Genomic DNA, 26835 nt, shown 5'->3' on the forward strand with positions numbered 1-26835 from the left:
AATGCGGGGCTACGAGGCCCCTACGAAGACGGCGTCACGCGGGCCGTCAAACGTGCCGGCCGCAAAACAGATCATACTCACCTGTAGTAACGTGCAGCGTGTTAGATGTTTCGCGTGCTCGTTGCTCGCCCGCCGGCACATCACTAAGGAACTGCCCGGTATACGACGAGGCGCTATGGATCGACCTACTGCGGTCTCGACGGAGATTCGTGGCGTCGACGTCGTCGGTCCGCCCGACGCCCGCTCGATCGTCTTCGTCCACGGCGCGATGGTTACCCGGAAGATGTGGGGGCCACAGCGGGACGCATTGGCCGACGACTACCGCGTCGTCGCCCCCGACCTCCCGGGACACGGCAATCGGGCCGACGAGTCGTTCGAACTCGAGTACGCACTGACGGTGCTCGACGACGTCGTCGACGAACTGGCCGACGGGAACGCGATCCTCGTCGGCCTCTCGCTCGGCGGCTACGTGATCACGGAGTACGCGAGCCGATACCCGAACAAGGTCGACGGTCTCGTGATCGTCGGGAGCAGTGCCAACCCCGTCCGGGGGATGAACCTCCTGACGCGACTTACGGGCGGTGTCGCGCGGTTGGCGACTCGCAGCGACCTGGTCGAACGGGCTGTCGAGCGACTCGGCGAACGCTGGGTTCGCAACCGCGATCTCGACCCCGAACACGAACGAGAGATCCTCGAGTCGGGGATCTTCCCACGGGAGTTCGGCACGCCGGGACCGGACCTTGCGGGACGTGACGTCCGGGCGACGCTCCGGGCCTATCATGGCCCCGTCCTCGTGGTCAACGGCGAACGCGACGAGATCATGCGCCGTGGCGAGCGGGACCACGCCGCGGCCGCCGATGCGGACGTGGTCGTCCTCGAGGGCGTCGGTCACGTCTGTACCCTCCACCGGCCGGAGACGTTCACGAACCTCGTCGAGCAGTTCGTCCGGCGAGTCGACGCGTCGGCGTGACCCGTCGTTCTGGGGGAAACCATTATCAGCGTCCGTGTTCGACCGGTATTCTAATGGAGCGGCTGCGAGCAGTCAGTCGAGATCACTGCGTCGACTGGAGTAGCCATGCCAGGTGATCTCGCAGAGTGGTACGCCGACGGCCTGATTGCCCGAAGCAAACTCGTCGTCGTCGTCTTGCTACTCGTGACTGCCGGGATCGGTGCAGGAGCCGTCGTCAACGAGACCGAAGACGCCGGCATCGGCGAGTTCGAAACCGACTCCGACGCGCAGGCTGCCCTCGAGTACGTCGATGCCAACTACGCCACGAACGACGCCGTCGTCACACAGATTGTCGTCCGCGACGAGGGTGGCGACGTCCTTACCCGTACATCGCTGCTCGAGTCGTTGTCCCTCCAGCAGGACGCCCTCGAGAACGAGTCGATAAACGAAACCGTCGGCGACGACGGCTTCGTCGGCCTCGAGAACGTGGTCGGGATCACAGCCCACACGGGGGATCGGATCGACGAGTTCGAACAACGCGGGGAGGAACTCGGCGAACGCCAGGCCGAACTCGAGGCCAGAAGCGACGCACTCGAGGAGGGAATAAACGAGAGTCGCGAGATTCAACGCGAGTACGAAGAACTACACGCGACGACGAACGAAACCGACTCCGAGTACCAGGAGGGTGCCGCCGAACTCGAGGCGCAGTTCACGGGAGTCGTGGAGGAGACGACCGCGGCGGCCGACCTCGACGACGAGGAAGCCGACGAGTACGCACAGCTCGCAGCACAGGCCCGTGAGGTCGAATCGGGCCTGTTCGCGATCGAGCAGACGACCGACGATCCCGAAGCGGTCGACGAGTACGGTGAACTACAGGAGCGCCTCGAGGGCGTCTACGCCAGCGCGACGGTCGAATTGCTCGAGGCGGAGTTCGAGCAACTCGAAGACGACTTCGAAGCGCTCGAGGAGGACCGCGAGGAGTTCGAGGAGAGCGACGGACCGACGCTCGCAGAACAGGTCGACGCGCTCGAGGACCGCTCCGAGGATGAACTCGAGGAACTGCTCGCTGACGTGCTCGATCCCGACTCCGACGCCGGCGACGAGGACCCCGTGGCGTTTCTCCCAGCCGACTACGAACCCGGTGAGGTCGAAGCCGCCTCCCGAGTCACGTTTCTCTTCCAAGACGACGACAGTGGCGAGGACGAAGAGCCCGAAGCGGCCTATGCGGCACAACTCGAGGTCGAGTCGCTGTTCGACCAGCGATTCGACGACGGCTTCGTCTTCGGCCAGGGAATCACCGACGCCGCCTCCTCGAGTGCAGTCGGCGACAGTTTCCTCATCATCACGCCCGTCGCGCTCGTGCTCGTTCTGGGCATCCTCGCGATCACGTACCGCGACGTCGTCGACGTTTTGCTCGGACTCGGCGGCATCGCGGTCGTGATGACCTGGCTCGCTGGGCTGATGGGCTGGTTCGAGATCCCGATGAGTCAGTTGCTGATCGCGGTCCCGTTCCTGCTGATCGGGCTCTCGATCGACTACGCGCTGCACGTAATTATGCGCTACCGGGAGGCGAGAGCCGGTGTGCTCGCTGCCGGCGACGAACGGACGGACGGTGGCGTCGCTCGTGGGGTCCGGACCGGGATGGTCGCTGGACTGAGCGGCGTCGTCCTCGCGCTCGCCGCAGCTACGTTCTCGACGGGAATTGGCTTCCTCTCGAACGTCGTGAGTCCGCTACCCGCGATTCAGGACTTCGCGACCCTCAGCGCCGGCGGCATCCTCGCGACGTTCGTCGCGTTCGGCGTTCTCGTTCCCGCGCTCAAGGCCGAAGTCGACGGCATCCTCGAGAACCGGTTCGGCCGAGACCGAACGAAGTCGGCGTTCGGTGTGAGTGCGGGACCGATCAACCGCCTGTTGTCTGGCGGTGTCGTGCTGGCGCGTCGGGTGCCGCTCGTGGTCGTTCTGCTGGCAGTCTTGCTTGCCGTCGGCGGTGCTTACGGTGCGACGGGTATCGACACGGAGTTCAACGAGGCGGACTTCCTGCCCGAGGACGCCCCCGAGTGGACCAAGTCCTTCCCCGAGCCGTTCGCTCCCGGTACTTACACCATCAGCGACGACGCCGCGTACCTCGGGGACAACTTCCAGGACCCCGACTCACAGACGGACATACTGATACGCGGTGACGTGACCGATTCCGGGACGTTGACCGCGATCGAGGACGCACGCGACGGCGAGGCCGTGGCCGGCAACAGTACGATCGACACCCGGCCTGACGGGACGGCCGCCGTCGACGGCCCGCTGTCGGTCCTCGAGGACGTCGCCGCGGACAACGAGACTGTCGCGGCGGCGTTCGAAGAGCGAGAGACGACCGGCGACGGCGTTCCCGACGAAGATCTCGAGGGGCTGTACGACGTGCTTTACGACGCCGCGCCGGACGAGGCCGCGACCGTCATCGAGCGGACGGAAGGCGGAGAGTACGAGTCGGTCCGCTTGCTCGTCAGTGTCCGCGGCGATGTGTCCGCACAGACGGTCGCCGACGACACCCGGACGTTCGCAGGAGAAATCGAAGACGACACAGCGGTGACGGCGATCGCGACCGGTGGGCCCGTGACGACTGCCGTCGTCCAGGACGCCCTGCTCGAGACGCTGGTCCAGGCGTTTGCCGTGACGCTCGTGGTGATTCTCGTCTTCCTCACGGTTCTCTACTGGGTGCGACACCGGTCGCTCTCGCTGGGTGCCGTGACGCTTGCTCCGGTCGTCGTTGCGCTGGCGTGGCTGCTCGGGGCGATGGCCTTGCTCGACGTTCCCTTCAACAGTGAGACAGCCGTCATTACGAGTCTCGCGATCGGACTCGGTGTCGACTACAGTATCCACTTCGGTGAACGGTTCGTCACAGAGCGAGAGCGGAGGCGGATCGGGGCCGATCCCTCGAAACGAGGCCAAACGGACGAAGCGGCCCGGACCCGTCAGGAGTCGATCACCGACGTTCTTACCGCGACGATCACTGGAACCGGCGGCGCGTTGCTCGGCAGTGCGTTGACGACGGCCACCGGGTTCGGCGTCCTCGCGCTGGCACTCGCGCCGCCGCTTCGCCGGTTCGGTCTCGTGACGGGGCTAAGCATCGGTTTCGCGTTCCTCGCGTGTCTCACGGTGTTACCGAGTCTGCTCGTGCTCCGTGAACGATTGCTCGCACGCTTCGAGTGGTGAGCACGCAGGGCGGGCGGGGACTTCGTCGAGAGGCGGCTGCGTGGTCTCGGATGGACCGTCCGGTACGGGGGTTTCTTCCCGTCTCGAGGAGTGACCGGCGACGACGGTATCTGAGAGGGACGGCCGGGCACCGCTCGAGCGCGGTCACTCGTAGGTGAAAAGCAGTTGGATGGTCGCTTCCGGTCGCTTCTCGAGCAACTCGTAGGCTTCGGGGGCCTCGGAAAGCGGTCGTTCGTGGGTGAGAAGCGACGTAACCTCGAGGCGCTGAAGCCACTCCCAGGTGAGCTCGTGACGCCGTTCTCGCGACCACCTCCCCGAGAGGCGGGGATCGATCGTACTCACCTGGCTGCTCCGGACCTCGAGGCGGTCGCGATGAAACCGGCCGCCGAGTTCGACGCTCGCGGGGCGGGTGCCATACCAGGAACCGACGATCACGCGACCGTCGAAGCCCGTCGTCGAGATTGCATCGTCGAGCGCGTCCGGGTTACCCGAGAGTTCGTAGGTGAGGTCTGCCCGGTCGCCAGCGGTGTCGACGAACGCGTCCGGTAGTTCCCGGTCTGGATCGAGCGATCGGTCGGCACCGAACGCCGTCGATCGCTCGCGGCGTCGCTCGTAGGTGTCGAACGTGACGAGCGACTCGAGCGGCGTCTGCGAGAGGAGTGCCGTCGTCAACAGCCCGACGACGCCCTGGCCGAGAACGGCAACGCGCTCGCCGAGCAGCGGTTCGCCGTCCAGCAGGAAGGTGACGGCCGTCTCGAGGTTCGCAAACAGCGTCGCTTCGTGAGCCGAGACTCCGTCGGGAACTGGCAGGACGTCGTCGGGTCGGGCGAGGAAGTGACTCTCGTGTGGGTTGTACGCGAACACCTGTTGGCCGAGCCAGTCGTCGTCGACGTTCGAGCCGACGGCGGTAACTTCTCCGACGGCCGCGTAGCCGTAGGAGAGCGGAAAAGAGAGGTCACCGTCGAACGCCTCGAGTTGTTCGTCGGCGGGGAGTTCCGCCGGTGCGTCGCCACTGTAGATCAGGCGTTCGGTGCCGGCGCTGATCGCGGACGCAATTGTCCGAACCCGTAACTCATCGGGACCGGGGTCACAGACATCCCGACATCTAATCTCGACAGTCCGCGGGCCGGTGAAATAAAGCGTCTGTGCGGTCATCGTCCTGAGCCCTCGATCAGTCGATTGTCCGGTTTCCGATGCCGATAGTTCACGACGCAAACCAGTTTCACGAGTGAGCACTTGATTGTTTAGCCAAACTGCACGAATTGTGAGGCAGTCACGCGGCGGGCCGAGGCCGACACGTCCGGTCACAGCGAGCAAATCCCGGCAGGAGGCACCTAGCCGGCACCAGAACGACGATCGCTGGGTCAGGTACCCACAACCTGTAAAGTCGTGGGCTTTCGCCTAGGTTCTCTGTGAGTGCGACCGCGAGAAACGCGGGTGAACAAGCCGTCACCGGGTCCGCCTACCGTCCCGACGAGGACGACCAGCGCGTCTCTCTTGACGGCCCTCGAACAGCGGGGTCCGTGCCCAGTCTGTAAAGACACAACTCCCGTGCCACGGTCACCCACGTCGCGCGTGTAAACGGCTGGTCGTTGCCGGTCTGGCGGGCTCGAGCGCCTGTTCGGAAAACGGCGACCGTTCGAACTCGGCGGTGGAGCGACTGCCAGCAGAGACTCGCTAGGTGATGGTTCGTCCCAGCAGTTCACCTACGACGACGGTCACGGATCGCCCTCGAGAGCGTAGAGGACGACGAAGACACCGATCGACAGCACCCGTGTGGCCTCGACGACCGTGTTGCTCGAGAGATTCGCAATCAGCGATCAGTGACGGTCGTCGGCTCGAGCGTCCGCCGCCATGTGTATCGCCTCGAGGGCGATCGAAACCCGATGTGTGTCAGTTACTGGAGAGACGACCGCATACGGTGGGGTGAGAACTCGCGTTGGTTTTCGGTTAGATCTCGTTTGCGGGCGGTACGGTCCGTTCGTCGGGCCGGGTCGTGCTACGGGTTCCGACCAGAACCCGGAGGGCAGCGCCGACGCCGAGGGAAGCGGCGACCGTGACCAGGATGACCGCGGCAGCGACCGAGAGAGAAGCGAGTCCGGCGAGGAGACTCCCTACGACGACGCCGGCTCCCAGCCGGTCCTGGCCAAACCTGGCTGCGATCGACGCTCCAATCGCGACGAGTCCAAACGCCGTGAGCGTCGGGAGAACGAGCGCTCCGAGGACGACGAGCGGAACCCCGAAGAAGACGCCGATACTGTTTCCAGTCATGACCAGTCCGGCCGACGTGAGGCCGCCGGCCACAAACGTCCCAGGGAGCCCGAGACAGACCGAAATGATCGGGCTCCGGCGCGCTTTCGTCACCGAGCGGGGGCCGTGCTCTTGCAGGATTCCGAGCGCGATCACCGAGACGAGCAAAGCCCCGGACAACGCCGTCCCGGTACGGACGAGCGGATCGATGCCCGCGAACAACTCGAGCGCGTCACCGACGACCGCCGCCGTTGCGACGGACTCGGACGCGACACTCGCCAGATATAAATTTACTGGCCACATACCCAACCTATAGACGTTCAGTACAGATAACGTTTTTGCTCAGAAATCCGTCGCTCGAGTCTCGAACGTGGCAAAATAGCCGTCTGGTGGCGACAGGTGTGGTGATCGTTCACTTGGGCCTTTCTTTCCCCAACGCGGCCCAATCCGCGCTCCAGTTCGACGGGTTTAAGTTTTCCATGCTACTCGATTCAACAGAGACAGGCATTGCCTGTTTCACTGACCCGTAGGAGCACACCCTGCGTACTACGGAGGTGAACGATGGCAGATTCGGATATTGAAACCGCAGTGACTCGCGCACTCGAGGAGTCGCCCGATCGGAACTTCACCGAGACGGTAGACCTCGCGATCAACTTGCGCGACTTAGACCTGAACGAACCGTCGAACCGTGTTGACGAGTCCGTCGTCCTTCCATCCGGTACTGGACAGGACACGCGAATCGTCGTCATCGCCGAGGGAGAGACTGCAGTCCGCGCCGAAGAGGCTGCGGACGAAGTCCTCTCGGAAGACGACGTCGCCGATCTCGACGACGACGAGGCCAAAGATATGGCCGACGAGACGGACTTCTTCATCGCCGAAGAGGCGATGATGCAAGATATCGCCCGGCATCTGGGTACTATCCTCGGTCCCCGAGGGAAGATGCCGGACCCGCTCGCTCCAGACGACGACGTCGTCGAAACCGTCAACCGGCTCAAAAGCACCGTGCAGCTTCGCTCCGGCGACCGACGAACGTTCCACACGCTCGTCGGCTCCGAAGAGATGGATGCCGAAGACGTCGCCGACAACATCGACGTCATCCTGCGTCGCCTGCACGCCGACCTCGAGAAGGGGCCCCAGAACATCGACGCCGTCTACGTGAAGACGACGATGGGCCCGGCCGTGGAGGTGGCCTGATATGAGCGCTGAAGCTGAACGCAAAACCGAGAACCTTCCACAGTGGAAGAAAGAAGAAGTCGAGGAGCTCGCGGATCTCCTCGAGGATTACGAGAGCGTCGGGATCGTCGGTCTCACCGGCATTCCCTCGAAACAGCTTCAGGATATGCGCCGCGATCTGCACGGCAGCGCAGAGCTGCGCGTCAGCCGCAACACCCTGCAGATCCGCGCACTCGAGGAGGCAGGCTACGACGACCTCGTTTCCGACGTGGAAGGCCACGTCGGCCTGATCGCCACGAACGACAACCCCTTCGCGCTCTACAAGGAACTCGAGGCGTCGAAGACGCCGGCTCCGATCAACGAGGGCGAAGTCGCTCCGAACGACATCGTGATCCCAGAAGGGGACACGGGCGTCGATCCGGGGCCGTTCGTCGGTGAGCTTCAGGGCATCGGCGCGAACGCACGCATCGAGGACGGCTCGATTCAGGTCATGGAGGACTCGACGGTTCTAGAGGCCGGCGAAGAAGTCTCTGTAGACCTGGCGAACGTTCTTAACGAGCTCGGTATCGAGCCCAAGGAAGTCGGGCTCGATCTGCGTGCCGTCGTCGCCGAAGGGGTTCTTTTCGACCCAGAAGACCTCGACATCGACATCGAGGCCTACGAGAGCGACGTTCAGACGGCCGCCGCTCGCGCACGGAACCTCGCGGTCAACGCGGAGTTCCCGACTGCGTCGACGGTTCCAACGCTCGTCGCCAAGGCAACGGGCGAGGCCAAGAGCCTCGGCTTGCAGGCCGCTATCGAGGACGAAGCGCTCATGCCCGACCTCGTCTCCAAGGCAGACGCACAGCTTCGTGCGCTCGCGGTTCAGATCGACGACGAGGAAGCGCTGCCGGAGGAGTTGCAGGACGTCGAAGCGCCTGCAGCGCCGGCAGCTGACGAGGGCGATCGAGAAGACGAATCGGCAGACGACCAAGACGAGGCTGAGGCCGACGACGCCGACACCGACGACGACGAAGACGACGACGGTGACGGTGCAGAAGGCCTCGGCGAGATGTTCGGATAATCAACGGAGGATATAACAATGGAATACGTTTACGCTGCACTCATCCTGAACGAATCGGGCGAAGAGATCAACGAAGACAACCTCACCGACGTGCTCGACGCTGCTGGCGTCGACGTCGAAGAGTCCCGCGTCAAGGCACTCGTCGCTGCCCTCGAGGATGTCGACATCGACGATGCCGTCGAGGAAGCCGCCGCTGCACCCGCCGCAGCCGCCGGTGGTGCCGCTGCTGGTGGTGCTGCCGCCGACGACGGTGGCGACGAGGATAGCGAAGAAGACGAGGAAGCCGACGTCCCGGACACGACAGACGAGGACGACGACGAAGACGAGGAAGCTGACGGCGAAGGACTCGGCGAACTCTTCGGTTAACTCGGTTTCGACGACCTGGAAACGATCGATATTTTTTGCGTGACGCTTCGCCGATCAGTGGCAACGCACTCACCTAGTACTCCGCCAAGCGTCGACTGCTGGGTGAACCCAGACGACCGCATTCGGTTTCACTCATCCGTTCAGGCTTGCCAAAGCACTGAGGGTGTCATAGAACGAGTAGCACACTAAAGAGCAGGGTGAACGCTGAGGTGGATGAGTTCAGCGACCCTGCAAGATGACCCTTCGGTAGACTCGTTTTTCAATGTCGTGGAGACCGAGACGCTAGCGCTGTTCGAGCACCTTTCCTTCGAGTTTCTCGAAGAGTTCGACGTGTTCGCCCCGGCGGAGACGGGGCGAACACGAGACCACGAACCTCCAGAGCTGATGCGTGGCTTTCTCCACTGCTACTACAAGGACATCTACGGCATTCGCCCCGTTGAACGAGAGCTACGGAATACAGTTGTCTGGCTGAGCTGTGGGTTCGATCGACCGCCGTCGAGAGACGCGGTCGATCGCTTCCTCACCGATCTCGAACACGTCGTTGACGAGGTTTTCGACCACCTCGTCGAGCAGGCCGCCTTGCGGGGCCTGCTCGACTTGACCTACTCCATTGATTCAACTGACGTGAGGGCGATGCCTGCCGATCAAGACGCGTCGAAGTGCTACGATCCAACCAACGACGAGTACTACCACGGCTACGGCTGTACAATCGTCTCGACCGGGCAAAAGATCCCGATTGCGGCGGAGTTCACAGAGAGTAAACAAGCGACAGAGGAGACGGCGATGCGCGTCACCCGTGACGCGCTCGCCGTCGCCAAGCCGATTTGGATGGTCGGTGACAGTGCCTACGACACGCTGGACTGGCACGACCACCTGCTGGCTGCAGGGGTCGTGCCAGTCGCCCCGTACAACGCGCGAAACACCGACGACCCGAAAGATATCGAGTATAGGGTCGAAGACCGTATCGAACAACACAGCGAGGACGTTCAGTTGAACGCTCTTCTGTAGGAGATTGTTGATACTGCTCAGCTGTCGCTGTAGAATCGAAGAGAGCAAGGACACCGCGTCAGCGGTGTCCGTTAGGCATGATCCCGCTAGATGTGTTTGGGTCGGAATCGGTCGCAGCGGACCTGTTAGAGCAGGTTCGCTGGCGTAACGGTGTTACTTGCCCTCGCTGCCGTTCTGACCTGACGGTCAAGAACGGTAGCTATGGGCACTTTCAGCGCTATCTCTGTAAGAATTGCGACCGCACGTTCAACGACAAGACCGGCACAATCTTCGCCCATTCGAAAGTCGCACTCAGAAAGTGGCTGTTCTCGATTTACGCGTTTCTCCGGTTTAACACGAGTCTTCGTCAACTTCAGATAGAGATCGACGTCCAGTACAAAACGATCTATCAGCGCGTCGAGCGCTTCACGAAGGCGCTTGATGCACCTTCGCTTGACCTTGTCGGACCGGTCGAAATCGATGAAGTCTACGTTTCTGCAGGGCTGAAAGGCCGCGAGCGCGACCAAGAGTCGCGCTCGCGTGGCCTGTCCACGCGTGGGCGAGGAACGTACGAGCAGGACAAACCGCCGGTGTTTACGATCGTCGATCGTGGCACCGGCGACCGATACGTGATCCCAGCGAAATCAGCCGACGAATCGACGATTCGGCTCCTTCTCGAAAACCGTCAGAAGGAGCCACTGACCGTCTACACTGACGGATTTCGTGCCTACGATCCACTGGCCGAGGACGACGCATTCGACCGCGAATACGTCGTCCACGGCGACGGCGAATACGCCAACGAAAACGTACACGTCAACACCTGCGAGAGCCACGGATCGCTGCTGCGACCGTGGCTCTCGCCTCATCGAGGCATCTCAAAAGACAAGCTCACACAGTATCTCCGAGCGTTCCAACTTCGACGAAAGCTACTGCGGAAACCAGGGAGAGAAGCGCTCAAACACGCTATCAAAGCGACGCTATGAGATCAACAAAGTGCTACACAAGAGCGTCAGTTGAAGCAGTCCACGTTGGATGAGACGTACAACCGCCGTACTGGAGTCGAACGAACCAACGAATCAGTGAAGGACTGCGGCCTCGGGCGAACGCACGCCCGAGGCCGCGTTCACGCACGATCGCAGGTGTTCCTCGCTCTGTGCCTTCGTCTCGTCATCGCAATTACCAACTACGAACGTGGAGACAATCCGGGAAGCACCGTGATCACGGTGTGAGAACTCTTCTATGACACCCTTGAGACGTTTGACAAAGGTGAGCCGCTTGACGACCTTTGGATCGTCTGCTTCGTCCAGCAGACGATCCAACTCCTCCTCGCTCAGATGACGAACGAGCTCGCCCCGCCGGTCTCCTCCCATTACCCCGTTCGTCTTAGCCCACGCCCAAAACTTCTGTCACTCATTAAGTGGCGGGCCAAGCGTGGACTGCTGGATCGAACAGTGTGGCCCGTTTCTTTACGTCGATTCGGTCACAACTTGCGAGAAGACGAATGCGAAACACATCTCACACCGTCGCTTGTAGATCAGTCGGAATTGCGACTCGAGAGATGGACCGATGACACCGCCGCTCTCGTATCTCGGATTTCACGCCGTCTTCGTTCTGCCGGCGATTGCCGTCCTCGGTTCGCTCGCCGCGTGGCGTTCCAACGCGTGGCTGACTCGTGAAGGCGTCACGGGGCTTGCGATACTGCTCGTTCTCGCGGTGGCGTACACGACGCCGTGGACCAACCACATGATTCCCGTCGGCGTCTGGTGGTACGGCGAGGATGTGCTGGTGGGACGGATCTGGCACACACCGATCGAAGAGTACCTCTTTTTTATCTTGCAGCCGATTTTAACTGCGTTCGTCCTCTTCCAGTTCCCCGTGAAGACCGACCGCTCGCTCCGGATACCCGCAAGCCATCGACTCGTCGGTGCTCTCGGAGGGATTGCTATCTGTGTCGTCGGTTGGACGCTGCTCGAGGGCCAGACGTACTATCTCGGCTCGCTGTTGTTCTGGGCGGGGCCGATTCTCGCGATTCAGTGGTCGTTCGGGCTCACCTACCTGTGGCGCGTTCGCTACCCCGTGTCGCTTGCGGTCGCTCTCCCGACGCTGTACCTGTGGGTCATAGACCGGATCGCTATCGAGTGGGGAATCTGGGCTATCTCAGCGGTCCACACGACCGGCTACGAGATTGCGGGACTCCCGATCGAGGAGGCACTCTTTTTTCTCTCGACGAACGTATTTGTCGTCCAGGGAATCGTGCTCTACGTCTGGCTGATCGACCGCATCGACGAACTCCCGCCACTCGAGTGGCATCGGAGGGTCGGGGGTAACTGACGATGGGAGCCGACGCTTCGCTCGAGTCGACGACCGCTCCAGAGCGGCGAGCGAGCCGACTCAGTCTCGGATTTGGCGGACTCACCGTCGTCTCTGGGCTCGTGATCGTCGCTGCCGTCGATTCGTTACCGCTGGTCTACCAGTACCTTCCGCTGGTGGCGACTGTCGTTCTCTTCGGACTCCCCCACGGCGCAGTCGACCACCTCGTGCTCCCGCGTGCACGGAACAACCCCATTACGGCCCGATCACTGGCGTTCGTCGGCCTGCTTTATCTCGTCGTCGGAGCGAGCTACGCTGTCGTCTGGTTCGTCGCTCCCGCGGCCGCGTTCGCTCTTTTCATCCTCGTGACGCTGTTTCACTGGGGGCAAGGTGACGTCTACGCCCTGCTCGAGTTCGTCGACGCGGATCACCTCGAAACCAGAGCTAGCCGTGTCCTCGCGCTTTTCGTCCGTGGTGGCTTGCCGATGCTCGTCCCGCTCGTCGCCTTCCCCGACCAGTACGCCTTCGTCGCCGAAACGTTGATCGGGCTGTTCGATCCGGCTGGGGCAGCCGCACTCGAGCCGGTGTTTGAACCAACGGCCCGGGCGCTCGTCGGCGTGGGGTTCGGTGTGCTCGTCGTCCTGTCGCTGGCGCTCGGTTATTACAGGGCGGACACGCTCGAGCCGTGGCTAATCGACGCCGGCGAGACACTGGGTCTCGTCGCGTTTTTCGCCGTCGTCCCGCCGATCCTCGCCATCGGGCTGTACTTCGCGCTGTGGCACTCGATCCGACACATTCTCCGGACGCTACTTGTCGATGGGCCAGCGATCGCGGCTCTCGCGACGGGGAACGACCTCGCCGCGCTGGGCCGGTTCGCCCGCGACGCGGCACCGCTGACGGCTGGCGCACTCGTTGTCCTCGGCGGACTGGCGCTGCTCGTCCCGCAAACGCCCGCGACCGTTCCCGGAGTCGCCGCGCTGTACCTGGTCTGTATCGCGGTGTTGACTCTCCCTCACGTCGTCGTCGTTTCCCTGCTCGATCTCGAGCAGCGCATCTGGACAGTGGACTGATCGCCGCGCGCCCCGGGTTTAAGTACGAACGCGCGGCCAGATGGGGCGATGACGCTCGGTCCAGTGGAGGTCGTCGCCGACCCCGCGCTGTCGGTCCGGTTGCTCGCGTGGCTGCTGGCCGGCGCGACTCTGGGCACGTTCAGCGGTCTCGTTCCGGGACTGCACGCGAACAACTTCGCGCTGTTGTTGGTGGGCGTTGCGCCTGCTGTTCCAGGGCCCCCGCTGTTCGTCGGCTGTGCGATGCTGGCTGCCGGCGTCGTCCACACGTTCCTCAACGCCGTCCCAGCGATGGCACTCGGCGTGCCCGACGCGGAGATGGCCGTCACCGCATTGCCGGGCCACCGGATGGTCCTCGAGGGCAGAGGGTACGAAGCGATCCGCCTCTCCGCGCTGGGAAGCGTGCTCGCGGTGCTGGTCGCCGTGCCACTTGCCGTTCCCGTTACCCGCGTCGTGACGTTCGCCTACCCGACCGTGCGCGCGAATCTGGCGCTCGTGCTGGCGACGATCGTCGTCGCCTTGATCGCGTCCGAACGGACCTGGCGCGGTCGTGTTGGCGGCCTGCTCTCGTTCGTGCTCGCGACCTGTCTCGGAGCACTGGCACTCGATCTCTCTCCCGACGCGCCGCTCGAGGCTGGCGGCACCCTCGCGCCGCTGTTTGCTGGCCTGTTCGGCGCACCAGTGTTGATCGACGCGATTTTCGGGAGCGGAATTCCCCGTCAGGAAGAGGCGACGATCACGCTGTCGCGTCCGCTGCTGGCGGCGACGGCGGTCGCAGGCGCGCTCGCAGGAGCCGTCGTCGGCTACGTCCCCGGTATCTCCGCCGCAATCGCCGCCGTCGCGGTGCTCGCAGCCGTTCCTGGCGGCGCAGGTGATCGGGGCTACATCGTCGCAACAAGCGGCGTCGATACGGCAAACACGATTTTCGCGCTCTTCGCACTGGTCGCGATCGGGCAACCGCGAACGGGCGTGATGGTCGCCTTCGAGAGCGCGGACGCACCCCTCGAGTTACCCATCCTGGTCGTGGCCGTGGTCGTCGCCGGGCTGATCGGGTTCGTCCTCGTGATCGTCGTCGGGGACGCCTACCTCGAGTTGGTCGGCCGGCTGGCCTACTGGAAGATCTCGGCGACAGTCATCGGTCTGCTGATGGGTCTCTCGTACCTGTTTACTGGTCCGCTGGGAATCGTCATCTTCGTCGTCGCGGCTGCGATCGGAATGGTTCCCGTTCGGTTGCGGGCACGGCGCGTGCATCTGATGGGCGTGTTGATCGGACCGCTCATTCTCGGTGGCTGACGCCAATCGTAGCTGCTCCCGGCTCCGACCGGCGGTCACGACTCTCGTACGGGCTCCTGTCATACGGACTGCTGTCCCGATGTCCCGGCGCGACCGCAGGCGGGCTCGCGGTCGCGCCGAAACTGACTGACAGCAAACCGTATCAAGTGTCACTCGAGTACGCGTTCCGTGCTGCTGTGACGACGGCGTCAACTCGACTCGAATCCACCGGGTTCGTCGTCTCCCCGTCCTCTTTCAGTGCCGTGCCGACGACGAGCGCGTCTGCACCCGCCTCGAGGAAGTCATCGGCCGTCTCTGCGGTCACTCCACTCCCGACCAGTACTGGCGCGTCGGGGACGGCCGACGACACCCGGCGCACGTCCTCGAGCGCCGTCGCCGCGCCGGTTCCTGTTCCCGAGACGAGCACGCCGTCGGCCCGGCCGCGCTCGACTGTCTCCTCGGCGGCGCGCTCGATGGCTGTCTCGCCGACTGGCGTCGCGTGCTTGACGTGGACGTCGGCGAGCACCGCGACGTCGGCCTCGAGTCGCTCTCGGAGTCGGATCGTCTCGTGGGCTTGTCCCTCGAGGACGCCCTGATCGGTCGCGGCAGTCCCGACGTGTACGTTGACCCGGACGAAATCGGCGTCGACGGCGGCCGCGATCGACAGCGCCGCTTCGGCGTCGTTCCTGAGGACGTTGATCCCCATCGGGAGGTCGACCTCGCGTCTGAGGGCCGCGGCGGTCGCGGTCATCTCGGCGACGACGTGTTTCGGCACCGACTCCGGGTGGAACGGGGCGTCACCGAAGTTCTCGAGGACGATTCCGTCGACGCCGCTGGTCTCGAGTCGGTGGGCGTCTGCTAGTGCGCGCTCGCGGACGGCGTTGCGGTTGCCGTCGAATCCCGGTGCGCCGGGCAACGGCGGGAGATGTATCATTCCGAGGACGGGACGGTCGGCGTCGAACCGATCGAGAACGGGCATACTACCCATGGCGGGCGTCGTCCCTCGAGAGAGATATACTGTTCGTCACGGCTCGAGGCGGCAAAGTCGTCCCCGTTCGCGGTCGTTTTTCCTCCGGCGTCGCTATCCTCGAGACGAGCATATGCCAGCACTCTTTTCGGAGCTTGCGATACGGGACTGTGAGATACCGAACCGGATCGCGGTCTCTCCGATGTGTCAGTACTCCTGTGGTCCGGACGGGCTGCCGACGGAGTGGCACCGGGTCCACCTCGGCAGTCGAGCGGTCGGCGGCGCGGGCATCGTGCTGACCGAGGCGACCGCCGTCGAACCTCGTGGTCGGATCACGGCCCACGACCTGGGCATCTGGAACGACGAACAGGCCGAGGCCCTGCGGCCGATCACTCAGTTCGTCCGCGAGCAGGGTGGGGTGCCGGCGATCCAGCTCGCCCACGCGGGGCACAAGGCCAGCAAGACGCGTCCGTGGGACGGGAACGATCCCATCGCGCCGGACGAGACCGACCCCGACGGCGCGACAGGCTGGGAGGTCCTCTCACCTTCGCCCGACGCGTACCCGCCGTTCTCGGGCGACCGACCCGCGATGCGGAAAGCGACCCAGGACGACATCGAGGACGTGATCGACGACTACCGTAACGCCGCCGAACGCTCGCTCGAGGCAGGCTTCGAGATTGCGGAGGTCCACGCTGCACACGGCTACCTGCTCCACGAGTTCCTCTCGCCGGTCACCAACCATCGGGAGGACGACTACGGCGGGAGCTTCGAGAATCGGACGCGTCTGTTCCGGGAGGTCACCGCCGCAGTCCGCGACGTCTGGCCCGACGGGAAGCCGGTCTTCGTCCGACTCTCGGGAACTGACTGGCTCGAGGACCGCCCGTCGTGGGATATCGATCAGTCCGTCCGGCTGGCCGACGATCTCGCCGACCTCGGCGTCGACCTGATCGACGTCAGTTCCGGCGGCATCCATCCCGCTCAGAAACCACCGGGCGGACCGAACTTTCAGGTCCCGCTGGCGGAGGCGATCCGAGAAGAGACCCAGACCGAGATCGCGGTCGGTGCCGTCGGTGGGATCACCGAACCAGCGCAGGCCGAGGCGCTCGTCCGCAACGACCGTGCGGATCTCGTGTTGGTCGGGCGGGAGTTCCTTCGCGAGCCGTACTTCGGACTCCGTGCTGCCGGCGAACTCGAGGACGACGCCCCCGCGAAGTGGCCGGTCCAGTACCGGCGGTCGGTACGGTAGCGCGATCGTTCGACCCGCCCCGCTCCGTTACTCCGATTCGGTTCCGGTCCACTTGATCGAACAGCCTCGGGAGGGGTGCCACTCGAGATCGACCGACTCGCCCTCGAGGACGGCGTCGATGGCCTCGCGGACGTGAAACCGGCTCGGCTCGTCGTCGGGGTTCGGGGCGTCGTCGAGACGGCCGTGGTAGACCAGCCGAAAGGTTCCGTCCGCTCGAGCGAACAGGAACGGGTCCGGCGTACACACCGCGCCGTAGGCCTCGGCGACCTCCTGACTTGCGTCCCGGAGGTAGGCGTCGTACTGGATGTGCCCGTCGGAGACGTACTCGCGCATCTTCTCCATGGAGTCTTCGGGGTACTCCTCGGCGTCGTTGGGGTTGATCCCGACGACTGCGACGTCGTCGTACTCGCTCGCGAGGTCGTTCAACAGGTCGAACTTCGCCTCGGCGTACGGACAGTGATTACAGGTGAAGACGATCAGCAACGCCTCCGCGTCGGCAAACGACTCGAGCGTGTACGTCTCGCCGTCGGTTCCCTCGAGTTCGAACGCCGGTGGCTCGTCACTGGCCGAGAGTTCGGAGTCTGACTCTTTCGAGACCATACGGTGAGTTCGTCCCCCACCCTCAAAAACGGCGCTGGAAGCGACAGAGCGCTCGACGGGCGGTTCGGCAGTGGCGGGAGCGACGACCTACATATTTGTATCCCCCGCGATATTCATCGAGTATGAAAACGCTCGAGATAACTGACGAACAGTACGCGCTCATCCAGCAGGTCCGCGAAGAACTCTCCGAGGAGGTCGTGGGCAGGTACGGTCACGTCCGCGACCGGGATGCGATCCAGTTTCTGATCGACAACGTCGGGACCGACGGTGACGGCGGCGTGTCGATCGACGCCGGGATCGACGGGGAGATCGATGCGAGCGAGTTCACCTACAATGTGGAGACCGACGACGCTGACGAGACGGAGTCGGACGACGACCGAGACGATGGCGGTAGCGAGGCAGACGACGACGAGATGCTAGACGAGATGATGAGTCTGCTCGAGACCCACGACGACAAGTGGAACGAATCCTCCTCCGAAGACGCCAGATACGAGGTCGAACTCCCGGACGGGTCGACAGAAGAGGCCCAGACAAAAGACGACGTCCGTGCGTTGCTGTTCAAGAACTACCGCTGACGGCCCGCCCCAGTCTGTAGACGACGTTCGAGAGCAGATACCACGGGAAGAGCAACGCTTTTACTCGCGCTTACGCTTCGGAGTGGTATGAGCGAACGCGAGGTGCTCGAGTTGCTTCGTGAGAACGCGCGATACTCGACGGCGGACATCGCGCGAATGACCGGCCTCGAGGAGAGTGAGGTCGAAGCAGCCATCGAGGAACTCGAGGCGGCAGGCGTTGTCCGTGGCTACCGGGCGGTTGTCGACTTGGACAAACTCGAAGACGAGCGCGTCCGCGCAGAGGTCGAACTGAACGTCCGCCTCGACCGCGAAACCGGCTACGGTGATATCGCCGAGCGTCTCGCACGGTTCCCGCAGGTCAAGGCGCTACGGCTCGTCAGCGGCGACTACGACTTCGACGTGGAGATCGAAGGTGACTCCATCCGTGAGGTGTCGCAGTTCGTAAGCGAGAAGGTCGCGCCGATTCCCGAGATCACCCAGACGGTCACTCACTACGTGATGACCTCCTACAAGGAAAACGGGATCGAGTTCGACGACGGCGACGAGGACGACAGGCTTTCGATCTCACCATGACGTTCGACCCGGCAGAGCGTGTTCGCAAGGTCCCACCGTCTGGAATTCGAAGGTTCTTCGAGATTGCAGAGGAACGCGACGAGGTCATCTCACTGGGCGTCGGCGAACCCGACTTCTCGACGCCGTGGGCGGCACGCGACGCCGCGATAACCTCTCTCGAGCAGGGAAAGACCTCGTACACGGCGAACCGCGGCAAGCGAGAGCTCCGTGTCGCGATCGCAGACGATGTTGCCGACCGGTTCGACCTGGGGTACGACCCCGACGAGGAGATCATCGTGACTGCAGGAGCTAGCGAGGCAGTCGACCTGGCGTTCCGTGCGTTCGTCGACCCCGGAGACACCGTCGCGATCGCACAGCCATCGTACATCTCCTACGAACCGGGCGTGACCTTCGCCGGCGGCGATGTCCTCTCGGTTCCGACGACCGAAGAAAACGAGTTCCGACTCACCGTCGAGGCGCTCGCGGACGCCGGCGCGGCAGACGCCGAGATGCTCGTGCTCTGTTACCCGAACAACCCGACGGGTGCGATCATGCGCGAGGCAGATCTCGAGCCGATCGCCGAGTTCGCCCGCGAGCACGATCTGACGGTCCTGTCGGACGAGATCTACGCCGAGTTGACGTACGCCGGGGAACACACCTCGATCGCGACGCTCGAGGGGATGCGCGAGCGAACCGTCGTCTTCAACGGGTTCTCGAAAGCCCACGCGATGACCGGTCTCCGGTTGGGGTACGCGCTGGCTCCAGCCGACGCGGTCGGCGCGATGAACAAGATTCACCAGTACACGATGCTGTCGGCTCCGACGACGGCCCAGTACGCCGCACTCGAGGCGCTTGACTCTTGTGCCGACGAAGTCGAGGGCATGGTCGAACAGTACGATCGTCGTCGTCGGTTCGTCCTCTCCCGGTTCCGCGAGATCGGAATGGACGTTTTCGAGGCAAAGGGTGCGTTCTACTGTTTCCCCGAGGTGCCCGGCGGCTGGACCGCAGCGGAATTCGCCGAGGAGTTACTGCGAGAACAGGGTGTCGCGGTCGTCCCCGGCGACGTCTTCGGCGAGGGCGGCGAGAGTCACCTCCGGATATCGTACGCGACCAGTCTCGCGGATCTCCGGGAGGCGCTGAGACGGATCGAGGCGTTCCTCGAGGAACACTGACTGGAGTCGCCACTGGAGACCAGCACTCGGTGCCGGCGGAATCGTACTCGAGGGATCGCCGCGAGGGAGAAACCATGCAGTGAATGGGGAGAAGCCCCGTAACAGTGTGATCGGTGTGCGAGCCGGTTGAGATTCCTCCGCGTCGTAAACGGCGCGATTTCTTGCTCGAAGAAAGATGAGACGACACTACGACAGTCGGGCGGCAATATCGGCTTCCGTGATGATACCGACGGTTTCGCCGGCTTCCGTGATCATCACGGCCTTGTAGTGCTCGAGCAGATTGCTGATTTCGTCGAGCGTGGCGTCTTTCGAGACCGTCGGGAAGCTCTCGCCCATGTGTTCTTCGACGGGTTCGTCCCGGGCCTCCGAATCGAGGTGGACGAGGTCGCCCTGGCTGATCGATCCGACGGGAATCCCGTCCTGGATAACCGCAAGCTGTGAGTATGCCTCTTTTTCCATCTTCTGGGCAGCCTCGCTAACGGGGTCGTCCGGTGCGACGCTGACGACGGCCTCGTGCATGAGTTCCGCGGCACGGATGACGTCGCTTTCGGCTTGCTCTAAGGCGTTGACGATCCGCCGGAGCGTCGAGAGACGCGGGTCGACGTCGCCACCCTCGATCCGGGCGATCAGCGGTTGGGAGACCTCGGCTCTCTCCGCGAGTTCGCTCTGGGTCAGCCCGAGTTCGGTGCGGTGCTGTCGAAGGTCCGCTGGCGTCGGAAGCTCCATACGATGTAATAACCAAGGGTTATAGAAATAGTTTGGGTCGGCCCCAGTATTGCAACCGGTCTGGATCGCACTGGGACATGAGGACAGGGTGAGAGGTTTTCCACGCGGTCGTAGATTGTCCGATCATCGATGACTGGCAAACGGACGTGGACGATACTCGAAGGCTACATTCCAGAGAGAAATACCGGTCTCGAGCCGGAGATGTGCAGCCGCGACTCTCTCTGGGTGCTCATACTGCCGGACAGAACGATGTGACGATCGGTCGCTCTGTTGGGCCCGTCACCGGTGGAGACGGCCACGAATCCGCGACCGACTTCGTATTGAGTTCTGTCCGACAGTATCAATACGACCGACGAGGCGGCAACTCTCGAGATCACGGTCTACTTCAGCGATCGGCCACCGGCTGGTCCTTGTGAGCAGACGGGCCTCGCCGAACGGACGAAGCGCTTCCGGTTCGACGAGTTCGAAGATCCTGAGACGGTTTGCCGTCAGTCAGTTCCGGCGCGGCCACAGGGGGCTCGCGGTCGCGCCGGGACATCGGGACAGCAGTCCGGATGAATCGTTCCCGAACGGCAACCCGTTCGCGAGCGTCATCGAGTCGGACGTCCCCTGTCATCTGCCAACACACCCGACTCGACTCCCGCCAGGCCGAGAACGCGTTGCGTTCGACGATCGCGTACCACGAGTGACGCTCTCGAGAGCCACGCGGTTGCCAGCGAGAACGTCCGTTGCGGTCGGGAACGAATGTCAGAGTGCGCATACCCCTCGAAGTGGTGGAAGAGCTGTAGAACTGCCCAAAGTATTATCTCGATTTGGCAGCATCGGTTGGCTATGTCATCGGGCGAGGCCGCGAACGAGCTGAACCAACTCGTCGAACACACCGAACGGTTCCGCGACCGGATCGAGGAGACGACGGACGCGAGTCGTACGCAGGCGGACTACATCTCGAATCTGGCCAAAGACGTCAACGACGTCAGCGCGACCATGGAAGAGATCGCCTCGAGCGCGACCGAGATCGTCGATATGGTCGAGGAAGCCTCCGAGACGGCGGAGTCGGGGCTGGAAGCAGGACGCAGAGCCAGCGAGCAGACACAGGAGACCGTCGACGACGTCGCCGACCTCGTTGCGGCGATGGAGCGAGTGAGCGAACAGATGGAAGAGATCGGAACGGTGACCGACCTGATCGCCGACATCGCAGATCAGACGAACCTGCTCGCGCTCAACGCGAACATCGAGGCCGCACACGCCGGTGACGAGGGCGCTGGCTTCTCGGTCGTCGCCAACGAAGTGAAGTCACTCGCCGAGGAAACCGGCGAGAACGCCGACGAAATCCGGTCGCTGATCGAATCGCTCGAGGACGAGACCGAGACGGGCATGGACGCTGCCGAACGCACTCACAGCTCCGTTATCGCGACGGCAGAGGACATAGAAACAGCTCTCGAGGCGATCGAAGAGGTCGTCTCGAGGGTTGAGGAAGTGATGGACGGAGCGACCGAAATCGCCGACGCAAACGACGTGCAGGCGGACTCGATCGAGGAGTTTGCCGCCCAGGTCGAAGATCTCGGCGAGGAGTCGGACGAGATCCGTGAGAACATGTCGGACGCAGCCGAACTCGTAGACCAGCACAACTCGGTGGTCGAACACGCAAGCGGCTTCCTGCATGGTTTTCCCGGTCTAGGCTACCGAACGCTTAACGAAGACGGCTGGCCGGTTGTGTTTGCGACGGACGGTATCGAAGAACTGGCGGGTTACACCGCCGAACAACTGGTCGAAGGTGAGATCGTGATCGGTGAAGACATCATTCACGAGGACGACCGGGAACTCGTCTGGGCGCAGATCCAGGATCTCATCGAACGCAGCGGGACCTCTTACGACATCAAATACCGCATCGTCACTCGGCGCGGAGAGCAAAAGACGGTCAGGGAACGCGGCCGTCCGATTTACGACGATCGGGGCGAACTCGAGGCGTTCGAAGGATACATCTGGGACACCGACGAGTCGGGGACGCAGGTCTTGTTCGACGACGAGGTGGCGTCCTCGAACACCGACGGCTGACCAGCAGCAACTGACCAGCGGTATTAGGACGAACAGCGTAACGACCGAGCCAGCGTCGTCGTGAAGACGTTCGACGAGGCAAACTGTTCGTCACGCCGGATTCGGCGGCGAAGACGGGCTCGAGCCGGCGGCCGGCGTTCCCAGCACGACGACCAACGCGACGAACGTGGCAGTGCCGACCGCGAACTTGACGAAGGTCGCCACGCGAGGACCGGCATGCAGACGCTCTCGAATCCGACGACGGCCCCCGTCTCCCCGCAGTCCATCGTCAGCCGGCCGCCCTCGAGCGAGGAGCCGACACGGAGACGATTCGACTCCGCGCTTCTTCTCGCTACGCCGAATCGCTCCGGCGACGCCGGGCGACTCGCTCTTCGGAGGTGTTCTCGGTGATCACTTCGTACAGCAGTGCCCGCCTCCCGTCGTCTTTCGGCCGGAGAATCCGCCCCAGCCGCTGGGTGAACTCTCGCTCGCTGCCGCTGCCCGAGAGGACGACCGCGACCGACGCGTCGGGGACGTCGACTCCCTCGTCGAGGACGTTCGAGGTCGCGATCCGGCTGTAGGTCCCCTCGCGGAACCGCTCGAGGACCTCCCGGCGCTCGACGGTGGCGGTCCGGTGAGTGATCGTCGGGAGCAGGAATCGCTCGCTGACCTCGTAGGCGAGGTCGTTGTGTGCGGTAAAGACGATCGTCCGGGCGTCGCGGTGCCGGTCGAGGATTCCCTCGAGCGCCTCGAGTTTGGCCCGTGCGCCACGAGCGGTCTCGCGTGCGCGCTGGCGGGCGAGCAGCGCTTCACGGGCGGCCGGGTCCGACCCGGAGCGTTTGACGAGTTCCTGGTAGTCCGAGCCACGTTGCATCCGGATGTTCGACCGCGCGAGGTAGTCGGTGAACGTCTCCTGGTTGCGCTCGTATGTTTCGCGTTCGTCGGAGGTGAGCGACACCTCGAGCCGCTTGAGGTCGTAGGATGCGAGGTGGTCACCGGCCAGTTCGTCCGCGTCGATCCGGTGGACCAGCGGACCGACGATGCGTTCGACGACTTCGTGGGCACCGTCGGGGCGTTCGAAGGTTGCTGTCAGACCGAGTCGTGCGGGTGCGGCGAGCAACCGGCCGATCTCGCGGTAGCCCTCGCCGCCGAGGTGGTGGACTTCGTCGAAGACGACGAGTCCGAACCGGTCGCCGATCGTCTCGGCCTTGAGATACGCCGAGTCGTACGTCGAGACGGTGAGCGGCTCGAGCCGTTGTTCGCCGCCGCCGAGACGGCCGATGGAGACGCCGTCGGTCGGTCCAGTCGGTCCAGCAGAGCCAAACTCCGCCTCGAGCTCCCGCTCCCACTGCTCGAGCAGGTCGATCGTCGGGACGACGACGAGCGTCGGCACGCCGAGGCGTTCGATCGCTTCGAGGGCGACGACGGTCTTGCCGCTCCCGGTCGGCAACTCGAGGACGCCCGCAGGCGCTTGCGCGAGGGCCGGAATCGCAGCCCCCGGATTCCAACGGTCGGTCTCGAGCCACGCTTCCAGGGCCTCGTGCTGGTACTCCCGGAGTTCGTACGTCGACTCGAGAGTTGGCACCGACGGCACGGAGAGCACTCGATCCTCGAGTGCAGCGGGAACGACGTGCTCGAGGAGCGACCGGCGAAACGGCGCGTAGCGAAACGCAGGCACGCGGTGGCCCGCTGTCCGGTGGTCGTCCTCGAGTGTGAGTGTCGGCGCTCGCTCGCGGAGCCCGCGGACGGTCGGCTCCTCGAGGCCGTCGATCCGGATCGTTCCGTCCTCGTATCGAATTTCGACTGGTGTCGACTCGGTGGAAGACGACCGCGTCACGGTCCGAATTGGGGGGTCGAGCGCCAAATACTGTCGGGTCCTCGCGCTCCTTTATGTGCTCTCGGCTCGTGTGTCGTGTTCGAATGTCGATCGAGTACGACGAAGTCGACCATCGGGTGAGTGCGACCGACGACGCCGTCCACAGCGACTGGGACAACAGCCGAGAGCCGATACGGACGGTCGAATCGGGCGACGTCGTGGAGTTCGAGTGCCGGGACGCCACGAACGGACAGATCGATCCGGATTCGACGGTCGCGGATCTGGCCGACCTGGACGTCGGGCAGGTCCATACACTGACCGGACCGATCGCGATGGAGGACGCCGAGCCGGGTGACGTGCTCCAGGTGGACGTACTCGACCTCGAGCATCAAGGCTGGGGGTACACCCTCGTTCTGCCCGGCGAACTTGGGATGGGACTGCTCCCCGAGGAGTTCCCGGAGCCGGCGTTGCACGTCTGGGAGTTCGAGGACGACGCCGCTCACTTCGTCGACAGCGTTGCGTCGGAGACGCAACGAGAGGACGGCTCCGCCGAAGGCGGATCAGTCGACGGGATCGAGGTGCCACTGCACCCGTTTCCCGGTACCGTCGGTGTCGCGCCCGCGGCGGACGGCCAGCACGACACCAATCCGCCGCGGCCGGTCGGCGGCAACCTCGATATCAAGCAGCTCACCGCGGGGTCGACGCTGTACCTCCCGATCGCGGTCGCAGACGCCCTGTTCAGCATCGGCGACTGCCACGCCGCACAGGGCGACGGCGAGGTCTGTATTTCGGCGATCGAAGCTCCCATGTCGGTCACGTGTCGACTCGAGGTCCAACCCGAGATGGGCCTCGAGCGTCCGCAGTTCGAAACGGACGGACCGTTTACGCCGACCGGACGCGACGAACCGGCGTTCGGGACGACCGGGATCGGCGACGACCTCTCCGAGGCGGCTAGGGACGCCGTTCGCGGAATGATCGATCACCTCCACGAGGAGCGCGGACTCGAGCGCGAGCAGGCGTACGTGTTGTGTTCGGCCGCGGTCGACCTGAAGATCAACCAGATCGTCAACGCGCCGAACTGGACCGTCTCTGCGTATCTGCCCGAGAGTATCTTCCCCGAAGGGTAGCACCGTTCGCGGGATCGCTGACGATCCGCCAGTCGAGCGAACGGTCACGATCTCTCACCGGTGGTAGACACTTATCCGTCGACGACCTACGGCACCCATGAGACGCCAAACCGAACAGCGACCGCCGCACCGAACTGCTCGAGGACGGCGAGAAACAAAACTGACCGTCCACTCGTTCGGACAGACGGTGGCCCGATAATGGGCCGACCGAACGCCGATTCGTCCGGGGACGAGACGATATCGGAGGCGCTCACATCGGGGGACGCCGACGAACTGCCGCCCGAGGACCTCGCACGTCGCGTGTTCGACGTCAGTCCAGTCAGTACGGTCGTGGTCGATTCGAACGGCTGGATCGCGTACGCGAACGAGCGAGCGACCGAGACGCTCGGGGCCTCACGCGAGGAGATCGTAAGCTGGCGGTACGGCGCGGCCGACTGGCGGATCTACGACGACGACGGCGCTCTCATTCCCGTCGAGGAGTATCCAGTAACGCAGGTGCTCGAGACTGGGGAGTCCGTCTTCGGATTCGAACACTGGCTCGAGCGGCCGGACGGATCGAAACGGTGGTTGACGCTCAATGCCGCACCCCTCACGAACGAGGACGGCGAGGTCGAGTACGTCGTCGTCGCGTTCGAAGACGTGACGGAACTAAAACGCCGCGAGGAGCAGTTGACCAGCGAGCAGATGCGACGGGTCGAGTTCCGGACAGACGAGTTGACAGTCCCACCCTCGCTCCGGGTCGACACCGGCGAGTGGCGGATAGAGGTCGAATCCGTCGTCTCGCTGGCAAACGACGGTGCGACCGTCCAGTACATGGGAACCTCGGACCTCTTGGCTGGCGAATTCGTCACCGCCGTCGAGGAGGTTCCTCACTACGTCGACGTCCGACTGCTCAGCACGAGCGACGGGTACAGCCGCGTCGAGGCACGGTCCGAATCGACGACCGTCTCGGAAGTGTTCCAGTCGCTGGGAGGCCATCCTCGCGCTGTCGTCATCGCCCACGACGAAGTCCGGTTTCTCGGCGTGCTACCGGGCGACGTCGACCCGCGGCTGGCCGCCGACGGCATCCGTGAGTTTCACCCCGACGTCGAACTCGTCTCCGAGGATCTCGTCTACTCGCCAGACTTGCTGTACGACGTCGTCGTCGACGAACTCACCGACCGGCAGTTCGCCGCCCTCGAGGCCGCGTACTTCAGCGGGTACTTCGACACACCCCGGACCAGCACTGGCGACGAACTCTCCGATCGGTTCGACGTGACTCGCCAGACGTTCAACCAGCACCTCCGTAAAGCCCAGCGGGCCGTCCTCCAGCAACTGTACGAACAGTCCGGTTCGACGGCACGCTGACTAGTCAGCGTCCGTTCTTACCAGTGTATCGG

At 63.7% G+C, this 26835-nt stretch carries 25 protein-coding genes and 3 pseudogenes; 21 read left to right on the plus strand and 7 right to left on the minus strand.

What is annotated here, in order from left to right; genetic code table 11:
• The first annotated feature begins 175 nt into the window (after positions 1-175).
• Together NATGR_RS01135 and NATGR_RS01140 are read left to right on the plus strand one after the other, a co-directional pair.
• Complete coding sequence (locus tag NATGR_RS01135) at positions 176-970, plus strand: alpha/beta fold hydrolase (protein WP_005580048.1); 795 nt, start codon at positions 176-178, stop codon at positions 968-970.
• 105 nt (positions 971-1075) lie between these two features.
• On the plus strand, positions 1076-4153 hold the full coding sequence (locus NATGR_RS01140) for an MMPL family transporter (protein WP_005580049.1): 3078 nt from the start codon (positions 1076-1078) through the stop codon (positions 4151-4153).
• A 144-nt stretch (positions 4154-4297) separates the two neighbouring features.
• Here the strand turns inward: NATGR_RS01140 and NATGR_RS01145 are convergent, their stop codons facing one another.
• Positions 4298-5308, minus strand: a complete 1011-nt coding sequence (locus NATGR_RS01145) for a zinc-dependent alcohol dehydrogenase (protein ID WP_015233208.1) — start codon at positions 5306-5308, stop codon at positions 4298-4300.
• A 795-nt stretch (positions 5309-6103) separates the two neighbouring features.
• Positions 6104-6706, minus strand: coding sequence for a hypothetical protein (locus NATGR_RS01150; RefSeq protein WP_005580052.1), 603 nt, complete (start codon positions 6704-6706; stop codon positions 6104-6106).
• Positions 6707-6964: 258 nt separating this feature from the next.
• On the opposite strand from NATGR_RS01150, the gene NATGR_RS01155 reads away from it, so the two are divergent.
• The 6 genes and pseudogenes from NATGR_RS01155 to NATGR_RS18635 all read left to right on the plus strand — a co-directional run.
• The gene (locus tag NATGR_RS01155; RefSeq protein ID WP_005580053.1) at positions 6965-7597 is read left to right on the plus strand and encodes a 50S ribosomal protein L1; all 633 of its coding nucleotides are present in this window, start codon (positions 6965-6967) and stop codon (positions 7595-7597) included.
• A 1-nt stretch (position 7598) separates the two neighbouring features.
• Complete coding sequence (locus tag NATGR_RS01160; RefSeq protein ID WP_005580054.1) at positions 7599-8639, plus strand: 50S ribosomal protein L10; 1041 nt, start codon at positions 7599-7601, stop codon at positions 8637-8639.
• A gap of 18 nt (positions 8640-8657) precedes the next feature.
• Entirely contained in the window at positions 8658-9005 is a 348-nt protein-coding gene (gene rpl12p / locus NATGR_RS01165; protein WP_005580055.1) for a 50S ribosomal protein P1, read from the plus strand.
• A gap of 213 nt (positions 9006-9218) precedes the next feature.
• A pseudogene (locus NATGR_RS01170) lies at positions 9219-9998 on the plus strand (transposase); the annotation flags it as partial.
• 92 nt (positions 9999-10090) lie between these two features.
• Positions 10091-10975 carry an IS1595 family transposase gene (locus NATGR_RS01175; RefSeq protein ID WP_015233210.1) on the plus strand — a complete coding sequence of 295 codons (885 nt, stop codon included), beginning with the start codon at positions 10091-10093 and terminating at the stop codon, positions 10973-10975.
• A gap of 15 nt (positions 10976-10990) precedes the next feature.
• Positions 10991-11221: pseudogene (locus NATGR_RS18635) on the plus strand (transposase); the annotation flags it as partial.
• Here the strand turns inward: NATGR_RS18635 and NATGR_RS19140 are convergent.
• A pseudogene (locus NATGR_RS19140) lies at positions 11198-11362 on the minus strand (IS630 family transposase); the annotation flags it as partial. The pseudogenes NATGR_RS18635 and NATGR_RS19140 overlap by 24 nt on opposite strands.
• 196 nt (positions 11363-11558) lie before the next feature.
• Between NATGR_RS19140 and NATGR_RS01185 the strand changes: the two are divergent.
• The 3 genes from NATGR_RS01185 to NATGR_RS01195 are packed head-to-tail and all read left to right on the plus strand — an operon-like array spanning position 11559 to position 14662.
• The gene (locus NATGR_RS01185) at positions 11559-12323 is read left to right on the plus strand and encodes a lycopene cyclase domain-containing protein (protein WP_005580058.1); all 765 of its coding nucleotides are present in this window, start codon (positions 11559-11561) and stop codon (positions 12321-12323) included.
• A gap of 2 nt (positions 12324-12325) precedes the next feature.
• Entirely contained in the window at positions 12326-13372 is a 1047-nt protein-coding gene (locus NATGR_RS01190; RefSeq protein ID WP_005580059.1) for a Brp/Blh family beta-carotene 15,15'-dioxygenase, read from the plus strand.
• A 48-nt stretch (positions 13373-13420) separates the two neighbouring features.
• Positions 13421-14662 (plus strand): tripartite tricarboxylate transporter permease, encoded by a 1242-nt coding sequence (locus tag NATGR_RS01195; RefSeq protein WP_015233212.1) that lies wholly within the window; start codon positions 13421-13423, stop codon positions 14660-14662.
• Positions 14663-14804: 142 nt separating this feature from the next.
• Here the strand turns inward: NATGR_RS01195 and NATGR_RS01200 are convergent, their stop codons facing one another.
• Positions 14805-15629, minus strand: a complete 825-nt coding sequence (locus NATGR_RS01200; RefSeq protein WP_015233213.1) for a BtpA/SgcQ family protein — start codon at positions 15627-15629, stop codon at positions 14805-14807.
• 112 nt (positions 15630-15741) lie between these two features.
• Between NATGR_RS01200 and NATGR_RS01205 the strand changes: the two genes are divergently transcribed.
• Positions 15742-16854, plus strand: a complete 1113-nt coding sequence (locus tag NATGR_RS01205; RefSeq protein ID WP_005580065.1) for an NADH:flavin oxidoreductase/NADH oxidase — start codon at positions 15742-15744, stop codon at positions 16852-16854.
• A gap of 27 nt (positions 16855-16881) precedes the next feature.
• Here the strand turns inward: NATGR_RS01205 and NATGR_RS01210 are convergent, their stop codons facing one another.
• Entirely contained in the window at positions 16882-17454 is a 573-nt protein-coding gene (locus tag NATGR_RS01210; protein ID WP_005580066.1) for a thioredoxin family protein, read from the minus strand.
• Between the two features lie 122 nt (positions 17455-17576).
• On the opposite strand from NATGR_RS01210, the gene NATGR_RS01215 reads away from it, so the two are divergent.
• From NATGR_RS01215 to NATGR_RS01225, 3 genes are all read left to right on the plus strand, one after another.
• Positions 17577-18029, plus strand: coding sequence for a hypothetical protein (locus NATGR_RS01215; RefSeq protein WP_005580067.1), 453 nt, complete (start codon positions 17577-17579; stop codon positions 18027-18029).
• Positions 18030-18116: 87 nt separating this feature from the next.
• On the plus strand, positions 18117-18602 hold the full coding sequence (locus NATGR_RS01220) for an Lrp/AsnC family transcriptional regulator (RefSeq protein WP_005580068.1): 486 nt from the start codon (positions 18117-18119) through the stop codon (positions 18600-18602).
• The gene (locus NATGR_RS01225) at positions 18599-19753 is read left to right on the plus strand and encodes a pyridoxal phosphate-dependent aminotransferase (protein WP_005580069.1); all 1155 of its coding nucleotides are present in this window, start codon (positions 18599-18601) and stop codon (positions 19751-19753) included. The genes NATGR_RS01220 and NATGR_RS01225 overlap by 4 nt, the downstream gene beginning before the upstream one ends.
• Before the next feature lie 186 nt (positions 19754-19939).
• Here the strand turns inward: NATGR_RS01225 and NATGR_RS01230 are convergent, their stop codons facing one another.
• A complete protein-coding gene (locus NATGR_RS01230; protein WP_005580070.1) occupies positions 19940-20479 on the minus strand; it encodes a CBS domain-containing protein in 540 nt (179 codons plus the stop codon).
• 129 nt (positions 20480-20608) lie between these two features.
• Between NATGR_RS01230 and NATGR_RS19145 the strand changes: the two genes are divergently transcribed.
• From NATGR_RS19145 to NATGR_RS01240, 4 genes are all read left to right on the plus strand, one after another.
• Entirely contained in the window at positions 20609-20734 is a 126-nt protein-coding gene (locus tag NATGR_RS19145; RefSeq protein WP_005580072.1) for a sensory rhodopsin transducer, read from the plus strand.
• A gap of 117 nt (positions 20735-20851) precedes the next feature.
• Positions 20852-21037, plus strand: coding sequence for a sensory rhodopsin transducer (locus tag NATGR_RS20575; protein WP_254773532.1), 186 nt, complete (start codon positions 20852-20854; stop codon positions 21035-21037).
• Positions 21034-21168, plus strand: a complete 135-nt coding sequence (locus tag NATGR_RS20580) for a sensory rhodopsin transducer (protein ID WP_254773531.1) — start codon at positions 21034-21036, stop codon at positions 21166-21168. Before NATGR_RS20575 ends, NATGR_RS20580 begins: the two co-directional genes overlap by 4 nt.
• 142 nt (positions 21169-21310) lie before the next feature.
• Positions 21311-22534: a methyl-accepting chemotaxis protein gene (locus NATGR_RS01240; RefSeq protein WP_005580075.1), complete on the plus strand. Its 1224-nt coding sequence runs from the start codon at positions 21311-21313 to the stop codon at positions 22532-22534.
• Positions 22535-22865: 331 nt separating this feature from the next.
• Here the strand turns inward: NATGR_RS01240 and NATGR_RS01245 are convergent, their stop codons facing one another.
• Positions 22866-24350: a DEAD/DEAH box helicase gene (locus tag NATGR_RS01245; protein WP_005580076.1), complete on the minus strand. Its 1485-nt coding sequence runs from the start codon at positions 24348-24350 to the stop codon at positions 22866-22868.
• Positions 24351-24433: 83 nt separating this feature from the next.
• On the opposite strand from NATGR_RS01245, the gene NATGR_RS01250 reads away from it, so the two are divergent.
• Both NATGR_RS01250 and NATGR_RS01255 read left to right on the plus strand, forming a co-directional pair.
• Entirely contained in the window at positions 24434-25456 is a 1023-nt protein-coding gene (locus NATGR_RS01250; RefSeq protein ID WP_005580077.1) for an acetamidase/formamidase family protein, read from the plus strand.
• A 198-nt stretch (positions 25457-25654) separates the two neighbouring features.
• Entirely contained in the window at positions 25655-26803 is a 1149-nt protein-coding gene (locus NATGR_RS01255; RefSeq protein WP_005580078.1) for a helix-turn-helix domain-containing protein, read from the plus strand.
• Positions 26804-26835 lie beyond the last annotated feature (32 nt).

Source organism: Natronobacterium gregoryi SP2 (assembly GCF_000230715.2).
Lineage (GTDB): Archaea > Halobacteriota > Halobacteria > Halobacteriales > Natrialbaceae > Natronobacterium > Natronobacterium gregoryi.

What these genes read in the sequence shown, in the direction of transcription:
- NATGR_RS01135 (WP_005580048.1), top strand. Translation starts at nt 176, where the DNA reads ATGGATCGACCTACTGCGGTCTCGACGGAGATTCGTGGCGTCGACGTC.
- NATGR_RS01140 (WP_005580049.1), top strand. Translation starts at nt 1,076, where the DNA reads ATGCCAGGTGATCTCGCAGAGTGGTACGCCGACGGCCTGATTGCCCGA.
- NATGR_RS01145 (WP_015233208.1), bottom strand. Translation starts at nt 5,308, where the DNA reads ATGACCGCACAGACGCTTTATTTCACCGGCCCGCGGACTGTCGAGATT.
- NATGR_RS01150 (WP_005580052.1), bottom strand. Translation starts at nt 6,706, where the DNA reads ATGTGGCCAGTAAATTTATATCTGGCGAGTGTCGCGTCCGAGTCCGTC.
- NATGR_RS01155 (WP_005580053.1), top strand. Translation starts at nt 6,965, where the DNA reads ATGGCAGATTCGGATATTGAAACCGCAGTGACTCGCGCACTCGAGGAG.
- NATGR_RS01160 (WP_005580054.1), top strand. Translation starts at nt 7,599, where the DNA reads ATGAGCGCTGAAGCTGAACGCAAAACCGAGAACCTTCCACAGTGGAAG.
- rpl12p (WP_005580055.1), top strand. Translation starts at nt 8,658, where the DNA reads ATGGAATACGTTTACGCTGCACTCATCCTGAACGAATCGGGCGAAGAG.
- NATGR_RS01175 (WP_015233210.1), top strand. Translation starts at nt 10,091, where the DNA reads ATGATCCCGCTAGATGTGTTTGGGTCGGAATCGGTCGCAGCGGACCTG.
- NATGR_RS01185 (WP_005580058.1), top strand. Translation starts at nt 11,559, where the DNA reads ATGACACCGCCGCTCTCGTATCTCGGATTTCACGCCGTCTTCGTTCTG.
- NATGR_RS01190 (WP_005580059.1), top strand. Translation starts at nt 12,326, where the DNA reads ATGGGAGCCGACGCTTCGCTCGAGTCGACGACCGCTCCAGAGCGGCGA.
- NATGR_RS01195 (WP_015233212.1), top strand. Translation starts at nt 13,421, where the DNA reads ATGACGCTCGGTCCAGTGGAGGTCGTCGCCGACCCCGCGCTGTCGGTC.
- NATGR_RS01200 (WP_015233213.1), bottom strand. Translation starts at nt 15,629, where the DNA reads ATGGGTAGTATGCCCGTTCTCGATCGGTTCGACGCCGACCGTCCCGTC.
- NATGR_RS01205 (WP_005580065.1), top strand. Translation starts at nt 15,742, where the DNA reads ATGCCAGCACTCTTTTCGGAGCTTGCGATACGGGACTGTGAGATACCG.
- NATGR_RS01210 (WP_005580066.1), bottom strand. Translation starts at nt 17,454, where the DNA reads ATGGTCTCGAAAGAGTCAGACTCCGAACTCTCGGCCAGTGACGAGCCA.
- NATGR_RS01215 (WP_005580067.1), top strand. Translation starts at nt 17,577, where the DNA reads ATGAAAACGCTCGAGATAACTGACGAACAGTACGCGCTCATCCAGCAG.
- NATGR_RS01220 (WP_005580068.1), top strand. Translation starts at nt 18,117, where the DNA reads ATGAGCGAACGCGAGGTGCTCGAGTTGCTTCGTGAGAACGCGCGATAC.
- NATGR_RS01225 (WP_005580069.1), top strand. Translation starts at nt 18,599, where the DNA reads ATGACGTTCGACCCGGCAGAGCGTGTTCGCAAGGTCCCACCGTCTGGA.
- NATGR_RS01230 (WP_005580070.1), bottom strand. Translation starts at nt 20,479, where the DNA reads ATGGAGCTTCCGACGCCAGCGGACCTTCGACAGCACCGCACCGAACTC.
- NATGR_RS19145 (WP_005580072.1), top strand. Translation starts at nt 20,609, where the DNA reads ATGACTGGCAAACGGACGTGGACGATACTCGAAGGCTACATTCCAGAG.
- NATGR_RS20580 (WP_254773531.1), top strand. Translation starts at nt 21,034, where the DNA reads ATGAATCGTTCCCGAACGGCAACCCGTTCGCGAGCGTCATCGAGTCGG.
- NATGR_RS01240 (WP_005580075.1), top strand. Translation starts at nt 21,311, where the DNA reads ATGTCATCGGGCGAGGCCGCGAACGAGCTGAACCAACTCGTCGAACAC.
- NATGR_RS01250 (WP_005580077.1), top strand. Translation starts at nt 24,434, where the DNA reads ATGTCGATCGAGTACGACGAAGTCGACCATCGGGTGAGTGCGACCGAC.
- NATGR_RS01255 (WP_005580078.1), top strand. Translation starts at nt 25,655, where the DNA reads ATGGGCCGACCGAACGCCGATTCGTCCGGGGACGAGACGATATCGGAG.